Source organism: Arthrobacter sp. KNU40, assembly GCF_051515115.1.
GTDB lineage: Bacteria > Actinomycetota > Actinomycetes > Actinomycetales > Micrococcaceae > Arthrobacter.
Genome location: NZ_CP195850.1, coordinates 2250638 through 2262888 on the forward strand (window position 1 = coordinate 2250638; position 12251 = coordinate 2262888).

Consider the following 12251-nt stretch of genomic DNA (forward strand, 5'->3'; position numbering starts at 1 on the left):
GCGGATCTACTGGCACTATGGGAGTAGTCACTGCCGAGTGAGGCCAATCACAACCGGCAGTTCCCCGGTTTTCACGGCATCGTTCGAATCTTTTGGAGTAATCATGGCCAGCAGCGCAGGCAGCGCCCCCACGCATCTGACTCCCGGGATGCCCCGCACAGTCGATGAGAGGGTCACCAGGAAGGTCGCGCTCGCCGCCCTCGTAGGCACAGCGCTGGAGTGGTACGACTTCTTCCTCTTCACCACCGCGGCAGCACTCGTGTTCAACGCGCAGTTCTTCGTGTCTCAGGATCCATTCGTGTCCGCGATGGGCTCCTTCGCCACCCTCGCCGTTGGGTTCCTCGCCCGTCCCATCGGTGGATTCATCTTCGGCGCCCTCGGCGACAAAGTAGGCCGCAAAAAGATCCTCATGGTCACCATCGTCGGAATCGGCGTCGTCACCGGCCTGATCGGATTTCTGCCGAACTATATGACCATCGGTCTGGCCGCCCCCATCCTCCTGGTGGCCCTGCGGATCGTCCAGGGCCTCGCCGTCGGAGGGGAATGGAGCGGCGCGGTGATCATCGCCGTCGAAAACGCCCCGGTTGCCAAGCGTGCCCGCTACGCGGCGCTGCCGCAGATCGGCTCTCCGATCGGGACCATCCTGTCCTCCGGAGGCTTCTTCGGCATGCTTTTCCTGGTGGGCCAGAACAACTTCGACGCGTGGGGTTGGCGCATCCCTTTCATCGCGGCCATGCCGCTCCTGGCCATCTCCATGTGGATCCGCAGCAGGCTCAGCGAGTCGCCCGAATTCGAAGCCCTCATGGAATCGGGCGAGACAGAGCATGCACCCATCCGCGGCGTGCTGAGGAACAGCTGGCGCCAGATCCTGGTGGGCATGTGCTCGGCGCTGCTTGGCATTGGCGGCTTCTACCTCATCACTAGCTTCGTGGTCTTTTATGGCACCAAGGTCTTGAAGCTGCCGTCCGAGCTGCTTCTCCTGGGCACCCTCCTTGCGGCCGCTCTCGAAATCGGGGCCCTGATCTGGGCCGGCAGGATGGGTGAAAAATTCGGTGCCAGCAAAGTCATCTTGTGGGGCGGTGTGGCCTCAGCCATTATTTCGGTCCCTGTCTTCCTTGCCATCGACAGCCGTAATCCGGTCCTGGTGATCGTTGGCATGATGATCGGCGTCGCCGTCCTGTCCATCCCGTACGCCGTCTCGGGCACGGCGCTGACGGCACTGTTCGCCACCAGGGTCCGCTACACGGGCGTCGCCATCACTTCCAATACCGCGGGTGTCATATCCGGCTTCGTACCCCTTATCGCCACAGCGCTGGTGGCCGCCAACGGCAACTCATTTTGGCCCGGCGCCATCATTCTCCTGATTGTTTCCATACTGACCGCCGTGTCCGGGATCTTCCTTCCCGGCCTGAGCATCAAAGAAGAAGGAATGAAGCATTGAGCACCACTACAGCAGGCCACCTCATCGTCGAGCAGCTTGAACGCGCAGGCATCAAGCGGGTCTACGGCGTCCCCGGCGAGAGCTACCTGGATGTCCTGGACGGACTCCACGACTCCTCGATCGAGACCATCGTGACGCGCCACGAAGGCGGAGCAGGTTTCATGGCGCTGGCCGAGGGCCGCCTCACGGAACTCCCCGGCGTCGCCATGGTGACGCGCGGCCCCGGCGCCGCCAACGCGTTCATCGCCATCCATACGGCACACCAGGACGCCACGCCCATGATCCTGTTCGTGGGCCTCATCCCCGTGGCGGATCGCGGGCGGGAATCCTTCCAGGAATTCGACATCAACGCCTGGTTCGGCAGCACCGCGAAGAAAGTCGTGACCCTCGACGACGCCGCTTCCGCCGCCCGTGTGGTGGACGACGCGATCTTCACGTCCCTCAGTGGACGCCCGGGTCCGGTCGTGATCGGGCTGCCGGAGGATGTGCTGGTGCACACCATTCATGAAGACACCGTGGAGCCGCGCCGGGTCTCCCGTCCCGGGCCCACTGCCGCGGACCTGGCCGAGCTGGAAACGCGTCTCGCCGCGGCTAACAAACCGCTCGTCGTTGTGGGGGGCGAAGGTTGGACACAGGCATCCGGGGACGCCCTGGCTGCCTGGGCGGCACGCCACAGCGTCCCGGTCGTAGCCGATTTCCGCGCCTACGACGCCGTCCCCCACAGCAGCGAGTCTTACGCCGGGTTCTTGGGATACGGCCGCAGCGACGCCACCGCGGCACTTCTGGACGACTCCGATCTGCTCGTTTTCCTTGGCTGTGTCCGCGGCGACGTCCTCTCGGATGGCTACATCCGAGGCCTCAAGGCCGCGACCGTCGTGATCAATCCGGATCCTGACCTCCTCGGCCACTTCGGCCGGGTGGACCAGCACATTACCGCCGACGTCTCGGCGTTCTCCCTGGCGATCGCGGACTCGGACTCTGCCATGCGGACTGCCGCGGGCTGGTTCCAGGACGCCCGGGCAAATTACGTCAAGTTCTCCGCGGCCCAGCCCGACGGAGGCACGGCAGTGGATCTCGGCATCGTGATGGAGATCCTCAAGCAAGAGATGGACGACGACGCCGTCCTCACCTTCGGCGCGGGCAATCACGCCCTGTGGCCGGCTCGCTACTTGAAGCACAACAGCGCCAACTCCCTCACCGCTCCGCGCAACGGAGCCATGGGCATGGGAATCCCGGCAGCCGTTGCCGCCTCACTGGCATTCCCCGGACGCCAGGTCATCTCGGTGGCCGGCGATGGTTGTTTCATGATGAACGGCCAGGAAATCGCGACGGCCATGGGCCACTGCGCACAGTTCATTGTGCTGGTGGTGGATAACGGCATCTTCGCCACCATCCGCGAGCACCAGGAAGCCCACTACCCGGGGCGCCCATCCGGCACGCACATGACCAATCCGGACTTCGCGGCCCTGGCCCGCTCCTACGGCGGCTACGGTGAGCGCGTTGACAGGGCGGAGGACTTCGCTGCCGCGTTCCGCCGCGCCGTCGACTCCGGCCTCCCGGCCGTGTTGCACCTCCCGCAGGACCCCACCACCCGTTCACCCAAGAGCAACTGACTGGAGCCCCCCACGTGATTACCCTCAAGAACATCATCAACGGCCAGGCGGTGGACGCCCCGGCGAGCCTGCCGTTCTTCGATCCCCGGACGGGAACCCAGATCGGCACGGCCCCGGATAGTGACGCGGCCGCCGTCGACCTCGCCTTCCGAGCAGCTGCCGCCGCTTTCAAGAGCTACAAGCTCACGACGCCGGGGGAGCGCCAGGCGCTGCTGTTGCAGCTCGCGGACCTCATCGAAGCCAATGTGGACCGCCTGCTGGACGCCGAGGTGGCGTGCACGGGCAAGCCTCGGGCCGTGACCCGCGAACTGGAGATCCTCCGCGGCGCCGACCAATTGCGCTTCTTCGCCGGAGCTTGCCGCGTCGTGTCCGGTACCGCGTCCACCGAGTACGTGCAGGGCTTCACGTCCACCATCCGCCGCGAACCGCTCGGTGTGGTCGCGCAGATCACCCCGTGGAACTACCCGTTCATGATGGCCATCTGGAAGGTCGGGCCGGCTTTGGCGGCGGGGAACACCCTGGTTTTGAAGCCCGCGGACACCACCCCGTGGTCCACCGTGATCCTGGGCGAGCTGGCCCAGCAGGTATACCAAGCCGGCGTTGTGAACATCGTCTGCGGAGGCCGCGAGGCCGGTGCCGCCATGGTGGACCACGAGATCCCGGAGATGGTGTCCATCACGGGTTCCACCCGTGCCGGCGCCCAGGTCATGTCCGCCGCGGCCAAGACGCTGAAGGACGTCCACCTGGAGCTCGGCGGCAAAGCGCCTGCGATCGTTTTCGCCGACGTCGACATCCAGCAGACAGCCCGCGAGCTCGCCCTGAGCGCGTTCTTCAACGCCGGCCAGGACTGCACCGCCGTGACCCGGGTGCTGGTCCACGCGGACATCCACGCCGAGTTCGCCAAGGCCCTCGGTGCTGCCGCCGCCGCGCTGACCCTCGGCGATGACGCCTCGGACCTGGGGCCACTGAACAGTTCAACGCAGCTTGAGCGCGTGGAAGGCTTCATGACCCGGCTTCCGGCCAATGCCACCGTCCTGTCGGGCGGCAAACGTACCGGTGCGGGGTACTACTTCGAACCGACAGTGATCGACGGCGTCTTCCAAACTGACGAGGTGGTGTGCGACGAGATCTTCGGCCCCGTGGTCACGGTCCAACCGTTCTCCACCGAAGACGAAGCCGTGGAACTCGCCAACGGGACGAAGTACGCCCTGGCCTCGAGCGTTTGGTCCAACAACCACGGCGTGGTCACACGGGTGTCCAACGAGCTCGACTTCGGCGCCGTGTGGATCAACTGCCACCAGGTCATTCCGGCCGAAGCCCCGCACGGCGGTTTCAAGCACTCCGGCACCGGCAAGGACCTCTCCGTCTTCGGGCTCGAGGACTACACCCGCATCAAGTCCGTCACCACCTCGCACCGCTAGGCCATCGGTATGAAACTCGACCTGCTCCTGCGCAACGCGGAAATCATCACGATGGACCCGGCCCGTCCCAGCGCCCGCTCGCTAGGTGTCTGGCAAGGCCTCGTCGTGGGACTCGACGAGGACCTTGATGGCCTCGCCGCCGCAGAGACCCTGGACCTCGGGGGTGCAACCGTTACGCCGGGCTTCATCGATGCACACTGCCACACCACGTGGTTCGGGCTGGGCCTGGCCGAGCTGGATGTGTCCAAGGCGCGCGGGCTGGACGAGTTGTACGCGTTGTTGCGGGGCGCCATGACCGGCGACGGAAGCGACGCCGGCCATTGGCTCATGGCCACGGGCCTCAGCCAGCAACAGCACGACGGCGAGTTCCCGGACATCCGCGAACTCGACCGCATCACGGGGGAGCGGCCGCTGTTCATGCGGCACAACTCCGGGCACATGGCCGTGGTCAACACAGCCGCACTGCGGCTGGCAGGTGCCGAGCCGCCGTCGTACTCCAATCCCGACGGCGGCGCGATCGTCCGCGACTCTGCGGGGAGGCCCACGGGACTCGTGCAGGAAACGGCGCAGGCACTGATCCAGCAGCTGATCCTGCCGTATTCGATCAGCGAGATCGAGGCGGCCCTGGATCGGGCCACGCGGCACTACGCCTCCGAGGGCATCACGAGCTTCACCGAAGCCGGCGTGGGCGGCGGCTGGATCGGCCACAGCCCGGTGGAGCTAGCCGCCTACCAACGGGCCGCGGCCAACGGCACGCTCCATGCGCGCACCCAGGTGATGCCGGTGCTGGACGTTTTGCACTTGCTTGGCGGCCACGACGACGACGGTTCCGGCGCTGCAGGCCTGGACTTGGGAATAGTGAGCGGATTCGGCAACGAATACCTCTCCCTGGGCCCAGCCAAGGTCTTCCTGGACGGATCGCTCATGGGCGAAACCGCCGCAGTCAGCCATGAGTATTGCAGCCACGGGCACAAAGACAACACCGGTAACACGGGATACTTCCAAGCCGAACCCGCCATGCTGCGGGAACGGATCGAGGCCGCCTACGCCGCTGGATGGTCCATTGCGGCCCACGCCATCGGAGACCGGGCCGTGGACCTCGCGATCGAGATTCTCGCGGATTGCGACTCCACGTACGGCCCGCGCACCGTGCCGAACCGGATCGAACACGCCTCCATGACCAGGCCGGAACAGCTCGGGCGGCTCGCTGCCGCCGGGATCGCCGTGACGCCGCAGGCCAGCTTCTTCCACGACGGCGGCGACGGCATGGCCGCGTCGCTCGGTACCGAGCGACAGCCTTGGGCCTACCGCGCGTCGTCGTTCCTGTCCGCCGGGGTGACCTTGGCAGGGAGCTCCGACCGTCCCGTCGCGGATGGAAACGTTCTCCGCGGCATGCAAGCCTTCGTGGACCGGAAAACGTCGTCCGGCGCGGTTTTCGGCAACCCGGCAGAGCGGCTCAGCCCGTACGAGGCACTAGCCGCCTACACCACGGGAGCGGCTGCCGCCACGGGAATGTCGGCCATGAAGGGCTCACTTGCACCGGGCAAGCTTGCCGACTTCACCGTCCTGTCCGGCTCGCCTCTCGACGCCGGAAACATCTCAGAGCTTCAGGTCCTGGCCACCGCCGTCGGCGGCCGCTTTACCTACAACACTTTGACCGCACTTCAACACAGTTCATAGGGGAACCAATGACTTCCACCACCAGCTTCACTGCCCAGGACGCCGCCTTCGTCCAGGACTTCCACACGATGAGCGCTTTCGGGGCCACCGCCAACGGCGGCGTGGACCGGCAGGCTGCCAGCGAGCCCGACGGCGAACAGCGGCACTGGCTCAGCAGCTTGCTCGAAGCCCGCGGCTTCAGCGTCCGTTTTGACCAGGTCGGCAACCAGTGGGGTCTCTATGAGGCCGTGCCGGGAGCTCCGTTTGTTGTGGTTGGCTCGCACATGGACTCACAGCCGACGGCGGGACGTTACGACGGTGCCTTCGGTGTCCTGGCCGCCGCGCATGCGGCCTTTCGGCTGGTTGCCCAGTGGAACGCGCCGGGAGCTGCGGCACCCACGTTCAACATCGCCGTCGTGAACTGGTTCAACGAGGAGGGCAGCCGCTTCAAGCCGTCCATGATGGGGTCTTCCGTGTACACCGGTAAGCTCCCACTGGACACGGCGCTGGCCACTACGGACGCGGCCGGGATTTCCGTGCAGGACGCCCTGGACGCCATCGAGTGCCGTGGTTCCTATGAAGGACCCGAAGCGGCATACTGCGCCGAGATCCACATCGAACAAGGGCGCAGCATGGAACGGGAAGGCATCACGATTGGCCTGGTGTCCTCCAACTGGGCAGCCAACAAGTACGAATTCGTGGTCCACGGCGAACAGGCGCACACAGGCTCCACTGTGATCGCTGACCGCAAGGACGCGCTCCTCGGAGCCTCGATGCTGGTGGTTGCCGCCCGGGACATCGCCAACCTCTTCTCCGGCGTGCTCCACACCTCGGTGGGGCAGTTGAACGTCTACCCGAACTCGCCCGTTGTGGTGCCGTCCCGGGTCAGCCTGCTGCTGGACTTGCGCAGTGCCGACGAATCCGTACTCGCCAAGGCCGATGCCCTCCTGCACGAGCGCATCGCGGAAATCGAGGCGTTGGCCAACGTTTCCGTGGAACAACACCATTCGCACTCGTGGCCGGTCACTCCTTACCAGCCCGAGGGCGTGGAACTCGCCGCCAAGGTTGCGGCCGACCTGGGGCTGTCCAACAAGGAAGTCATGACCCTCGCCGGGCACGATTCCACCAATATGAAGGACATCGTTCCCACAGTGATGCTCTTTGTTCCCAGCGTGGACGGCATCTCCCACAACGAGCACGAATACACCAAGGACGAGGACATCGTAGCCGGCCTGGCGATGCTCACCGAAGTGGTCAACCGTCTCTGCAACGGAGCGCTGGAGGACTAGTTCAGTCCGAGGTCGATGACGAAGGCTTCCTCGTCGTTCCCACGGGGAGGCTGGCGAACTCCTCGTGTTGTCGAGAGATCTCGATGCTGTATCCGGCGGCTCCGCGGGCGGTGTGTCTGTGCTTAGCGTCGACGTTGAACTCGGCGACGAACCGATCCAGATCGCCTTAACGGTAACCCGGACCACTACTCATTCACCGGTTGGTTTCGCCGGGAATCGGGGTCAGAAGTGGGATAAGAGGAAGTGTTGACACTGTCAACACTTTTGCCTTCGGATCGGGTCGTACATCGGCCGGACTGGCTCGTATTGCCTATGTTTTCAGGAGTTCCCCTTGTTTCCAAGGCCCGGAATGCGGTTCGAGTCCCACCTCGGGCACAGCATTCCCCCTCGTCAGAGGGGTTTTTGCTTTAACGTGTTGACAAAGCTTGCGCTGGCGCGCCTCTGACGCTAGGTTCGCGGGCTGTGGTCTGGCCGCCGCGGTGGCCTATGAAGGTGTGTGGGTGGCGGGTTCAGGGTCCTGGCTGGTGGGCCCTCCGCCTGCTCTGGGGTGGGGTTATGCGGTTCCTCGTTCCGGTTCTGTCTGCCGCCTCACAAGTTCAGCCGCAGCACCAGTTCGAGAGGAACCAAGAAGGGTCATGCAGGTTATCGCCGACATCAAAATCGAGCACAAAGCAGAGTTGTACGAAAAGCTCGACGCTGTCATCGCAGCTGCCTATGCCGACGCAGCTGCACATTGCCGAGGGGTCCTTGTAACGCGCCACGATTTCGACCACTTCACCCTGGCGCTTGCACCAAACATTCCGTTCGGAATCATCCATGAAAACGACCAGGCCCGCCGAAATCGTTTCGGAGAGTAGTTGCCAAGCCCTTACCTCGTCACTGTGCACACTCTGTGCCTCGGACTGGGTCGTACATCGGCCGGACCGGCCCGTACTCGGCATGTCTTCTGGACTTCCCTGTGTTTGCGAGGGCAGAAGGGTCCCTTGCGGGGGCGTTTGGTGGTCAGCTGCCTCGCTTTCCTCGTTGGGGAGTGGTGTGTCGTCTTGAATCTCCATGGTGGGGTCGGGGTCGTTCTAGATGTCCTTGTTTGCCCCAGTAACCACCCAGTCGCCGCTGTGGGCACTGCAGCGTGGTGCTGTTATTAGGGTAAGGACGTGACGGCCAGTTTCCGCACCATGGCTGTGCCGCCTTCGACGCGCACGTCGGTGCTTAGGTTCCCGGACCGGGGGAACACTAGATCGCTCAGGACAACCTTGCCGTCTTGGGCGAAGACTTCCACCGAGCACTGGTCGACGATTATGCGGAGCCTTAGCGTGCCGCCGTCGAGCTTCACTGGTGCGGACTCCGCCGACGCGAACTTTTCGTGGAAGGCGGTGTTTCCGGAGTTGCGGCGGTCCAGGGTGAGCCGGCCCGTCAGGGCATCGAAGCTGAGGATCGTTGCGGTGCTCCCGTCCGGTGCCCGGAGAAGCCTGAACGCAATGGTCCGTGCCGTGCCGGGCAGGATCTCGGCCTCGATCAGCTGGGCTGATCCGGGCATCGCGTCGGGCAGCTGCAGCAGGGAGTTGTGAAGTTCCATGTTTTGGATGGTGCGGGCCGGCTCCCCGGAGTCCAACGGCAGCACCGGGCGCTGCACCAGGCGCGGCAGGCCGTCCACCATCGCGAGCTCGACCTCGCGGGCAAGCGACATGCTGGAACGCCACGGGGACGTGGGCAGGGAGTTGGCGTAGTCCCAGTTGTTCATCCAGCCGATCATGATGCGGCGGTTCTCCGGAGCGTTGCTGAAGGAGACGGCGGCGTAGTAGTCACGTCCCCAGTCGAGCCACAGACAGTGTCTGAGATCTACGTTCCCGTCGGCATCCGTTGGAGCGAGCGAATCAGGGTCGGCGGTGAACTGCACCCCGTCGAAGTCGCCGACGAAGTATTGCCCTCCGGAGCCGCCGGCCACGGCGCCCGGGTTGATATTGACCACCAGGACCCATTTGACGTTGCCCGGGTCTCCGTCGACGGGGAGCGGGAAGAGGTCGGGGCATTCCCATTCGCCGCCGCTGGCGTTGGCGGGGCCGAAGGTGCTCAGGTATTCCCAGTCCTTGAGGTCGGCCGAGCGGTACAGCACAACCTGCTGGTGCTGGGCCTCCACCGCCACCATGATCCAGCAGGAACCGGCCGGTCCCTCGTAGCGGAACACCTTGGGATCCCGGAAATGGGCCGAGCCGCGGCCAAGCACCGGGTTGCCCGCGTATTTGCTCCACGTCATGCCGGCGTCCGTTGAGAACGCGAGAGACTGGGCCTGTGTCCCTTGGTGCACCGAGCCTTCCTTGAAGGCGCTCGTGTAGATGGCCACCAAGGCCGGATCTTCTGCTGTGCCGAATCCCGACGTATTGCCGTGGTCCACCACGATGCTGCCGGAAAAGACGTCTTCTTCCTCGTCGCAGGCGATGGCCACCGGGTGTTCGGTCCAGTGCAGAAGGTCGGTTGAGGTGGCGTGTCCCCAGGACATGTTGCCCCAGACGTTGTCGAAGGGGTTGTTTTGGTAGAAGAGATGGTAGACGCCCTGGTGCCACACGAGTCCGTTGGGGTCGTTCAGCCACGTGTTCTTGGCTGTGTAGTGAAGTATCGGGCGCATGGTGGGGGCAGTTTCTTCGGCGCGGCCCCCGGCAAGGTGCGCTGTTGTTTCAGTCATCGGAGTTCTTTCGGGAAGTCCGGGCCAGTTCCAGGGATCGGATCAGTTCCGCCCGCGTTGGCGGGTTCGCTCCGTGCCGTCCGACCGTTATGGCCGCAGCGGACGAGGCGGCGGTTCCCAGGCGGGTGAGTTTGCCGTAGCCGAAATCGTCCGCGGGGTCCTCGATGAGGCCAGCGATAAGCGATGACATGTAGGAGTCGCCTGCGCCGACAGTATCTTTGACGAGCACTGGCGGTGCCGGCACTTCGATCTCGGCGGCGTTCGAGCGCAGATAGGATCCGGATGCGCCATCGGTGATGATTGCAAGTTCCGTCCCGAGATCAAGCAGCCGCCGCGCGACGTCGTGAGGAGACGTGCGCGGGTAAAGCCACTGGGCGTCGTCCGAACTGAGCTTCACAACGGTAGCCAGGGCAACTGTGTGTTCGAAAGTCCTGAGCGCTTCAGTGTGGCTGTGGAGCAGCGTCGGGCGGATGTTGGGGTCGTACGTGATCAAGCAGCGGCGGGAGAACTGTTCCAGCAAGGACCGGACTTGGGTTGCTCCGGGCTCCGTGAAGGAGGCCAGCGACCCCGTATGCAGCACCTTCGGGAGGAACGTGGGACTGATTTGGGGGAGATTCCATTCGAAGTCGAATTCGTACTCTGCGGAACCGCTGCTGTCCAGAAGCGCCCTCGCAGTGGATGTGCGGTTGAGGTGTTCGGCTCCCGGGAACAGGCGTACACCCGCGGTGTCCAGGTGCTGCTGGATGCTCCTGCTGCGTTCATCCCTGCCCAGCGCGGTGAGAAATGAGGTGCTGACGCCTAGCCGGCCGAGACCGAACGCGACGTTCATCCCTGATCCGCCGGGAAACTCGACGGACCCTGCCGCGGTGTCAATGATGTCGATTATGGCCTCGCCGACGACGACGACATCCGTTTCAGGGCATGGGGGAACTGGGGTGCTGTGCATTCAAGGTCCTTGGAGGTTTGGGCGCGTCTGTTTCTGGACGCGCTCGAGGTCAGGTGTTGGGGCGTGTAGGTGAGTCCGGTGCTGCCCTGCTCGAAGCGTCCTGATGCTTTGGGGAGGCGACGGAATCGCGAAGGACCAGGGGACAGGGAAGAAGGGTCGGGTGAGCGGCGAACAGCTGCAGGTCGGTTTTTCCCTCGATGGCGTCGATCAGGTTTTCGGTGGCCCAGGCGCCCATTTCGTAGTGCGGAAGGGCGACGGTTGTCAATGCGGGGTGGATGTTTTCGGCAATAAGTTGTTGGTTGTCGAAACCGACGATGGAAATGTCGTCCGGAATCCTGAGGCCAAGTTCCCCGGCGGCCCGGTACGCGCCCATGGCCATGCGGTCGTTGTAGCAGAACACGGCTGTGGGCCGGTTTGGGGTTTTCAGCAGGCGCAGGGCCGCCAGGTGGCCGCCGGGCACCTCCGACGGCTCGGACTGGACCAGTTCTTCGTGATAGGGCAGCCCGGCATCTGCGAGTGTGTCCTTGAAGGCCTTCAGTCGGGAGTGGGTGGCCGGGACGTCGTCGGTGTTGTTGAGCATGCCGATGCGGGTGTGTCCGGCGTCGATCAGGGTTTGTACGGCCGACCTCGCACCGGCGATTTCGTCGGGGATTACGGAGGAAACGGTGTGGCTGATGTCTTCGGAGTCCACCAGGACAGCGGGGAGTCCGACGAGGTTCTTGGGGACGACCAGTTTGCGGTGATACATCGTGGCGTACAGGATGCCGTCTACCTGCCGGTCCAGCAGATCCGCCACATCACTTTCCCTGGAATCCTGGGAGCTGGTGCTGGTGGAGTTGATGATCATGATGCGGTACCCGCGAGCACGTGCCGTCTCCTCGGCCCCCAAAATGATCCGGCCAGCGTGGGGGGTGGTGGCGATTTCCTCGCTGATGAACCCGATCATGCCCGAACGTTGGGTCCGCAGGGCCTGCGCCAGCCGGTTCGGGCCGTATCCGAGACGTCGCGCCGCCTCGTGGACCCGTTCCCTCGTCTCCGCCCCCACCCGGGCGTAGACAACGTCATTGAGGACGTGGGAGACCGTCGTGACCGAGACGCCGGCTGCGGCCGCCACGTCCTTGATTCCCACCGACTTGTTCATTGGTCTCCCACGTCCTTATGTTGATGCTGATTCTATGTCCGGGTACTTGCTGGGTACGTTC

Annotated in this window: 9 protein-coding genes; 6 read left to right on the top strand and 3 right to left on the bottom strand. The window is 64.4% G+C overall.

Going from position 1 to position 12251, the window contains the following annotated elements:
- Positions 1–103: 103 nt before the first annotated feature.
- The 6 genes from ACSKT0_RS10350 to ACSKT0_RS10375 all read left to right on the top strand — a co-directional run bounded on the left by ACSKT0_RS10350 (position 104) and on the right by ACSKT0_RS10375 (position 8280).
- Positions 104–1441 (top strand): MFS transporter, encoded by a 1338-nt coding sequence (locus ACSKT0_RS10350; protein ID WP_437773660.1) that lies wholly within the window; start codon positions 104–106, stop codon positions 1439–1441.
- A complete protein-coding gene (locus ACSKT0_RS10355) occupies positions 1438–3054 on the top strand; it encodes a thiamine pyrophosphate-dependent enzyme (RefSeq protein WP_437773661.1) in 1617 nt (538 codons plus the stop codon). The genes ACSKT0_RS10350 and ACSKT0_RS10355 overlap by 4 nt, the downstream gene beginning before the upstream one ends.
- 14 nt (positions 3055–3068) lie before the next feature.
- Positions 3069–4475, top strand: a complete 1407-nt coding sequence (locus ACSKT0_RS10360) for an aldehyde dehydrogenase family protein (protein ID WP_437773662.1) — start codon at positions 3069–3071, stop codon at positions 4473–4475.
- Between the two features lie 9 nt (positions 4476–4484).
- A complete protein-coding gene (locus ACSKT0_RS10365; RefSeq protein WP_437773663.1) occupies positions 4485–6155 on the top strand; it encodes an amidohydrolase in 1671 nt (556 codons plus the stop codon).
- 8 nt (positions 6156–6163) lie between these two features.
- Positions 6164–7423 carry a M20 family metallo-hydrolase gene (locus ACSKT0_RS10370; RefSeq protein ID WP_437773664.1) on the top strand — a complete coding sequence of 420 codons (1260 nt, stop codon included), beginning with the start codon at positions 6164–6166 and terminating at the stop codon, positions 7421–7423.
- Positions 7424–8058: 635 nt separating this feature from the next.
- Complete coding sequence (locus ACSKT0_RS10375) at positions 8059–8280, top strand: hypothetical protein (RefSeq protein WP_437773665.1); 222 nt, start codon at positions 8059–8061, stop codon at positions 8278–8280.
- Between the two features lie 284 nt (positions 8281–8564).
- Here ACSKT0_RS10375 and ACSKT0_RS10380 read toward each other — a convergent pair whose 3' ends face one another.
- From ACSKT0_RS10380 to ACSKT0_RS10390, 3 genes are read right to left on the bottom strand one after another with little or no spacing between them, the layout of a single operon-like run.
- The gene (locus ACSKT0_RS10380; RefSeq protein WP_437773666.1) at positions 8565–10103 is read right to left on the bottom strand and encodes a glycoside hydrolase family 32 protein; all 1539 of its coding nucleotides are present in this window, start codon (positions 10101–10103) and stop codon (positions 8565–8567) included.
- Positions 10096–11049, bottom strand: a complete 954-nt coding sequence (locus tag ACSKT0_RS10385; protein ID WP_437773667.1) for a carbohydrate kinase family protein — start codon at positions 11047–11049, stop codon at positions 10096–10098. Before ACSKT0_RS10385 ends, ACSKT0_RS10380 begins: the two co-directional genes overlap by 8 nt.
- A gap of 49 nt (positions 11050–11098) precedes the next feature.
- The gene (locus tag ACSKT0_RS10390; protein WP_437773668.1) at positions 11099–12190 is read right to left on the bottom strand and encodes a LacI family DNA-binding transcriptional regulator; all 1092 of its coding nucleotides are present in this window, start codon (positions 12188–12190) and stop codon (positions 11099–11101) included.
- Positions 12191–12251: the final 61 nt, after the last annotated feature.

Bases quoted from the DNA above. Each gene is read 5' to 3' on its own strand.
- ACSKT0_RS10350 (WP_437773660.1), top strand. From the start codon at position 104: ATGGCCAGCAGCGCAGGCAGCGCCCCCACGCATCTGACTCCCGGGATG.
- ACSKT0_RS10365 (WP_437773663.1), top strand. From the start codon at position 4,485: ATGAAACTCGACCTGCTCCTGCGCAACGCGGAAATCATCACGATGGAC.
- ACSKT0_RS10370 (WP_437773664.1), top strand. From the start codon at position 6,164: ATGACTTCCACCACCAGCTTCACTGCCCAGGACGCCGCCTTCGTCCAG.
- ACSKT0_RS10375 (WP_437773665.1), top strand. From the start codon at position 8,059: ATGCAGGTTATCGCCGACATCAAAATCGAGCACAAAGCAGAGTTGTAC.
- ACSKT0_RS10380 (WP_437773666.1), bottom strand. From the start codon at position 10,103: ATGACTGAAACAACAGCGCACCTTGCCGGGGGCCGCGCCGAAGAAACT.
- ACSKT0_RS10385 (WP_437773667.1), bottom strand. From the start codon at position 11,049: ATGCACAGCACCCCAGTTCCCCCATGCCCTGAAACGGATGTCGTCGTC.
- ACSKT0_RS10390 (WP_437773668.1), bottom strand. From the start codon at position 12,190: ATGAACAAGTCGGTGGGAATCAAGGACGTGGCGGCCGCAGCCGGCGTC.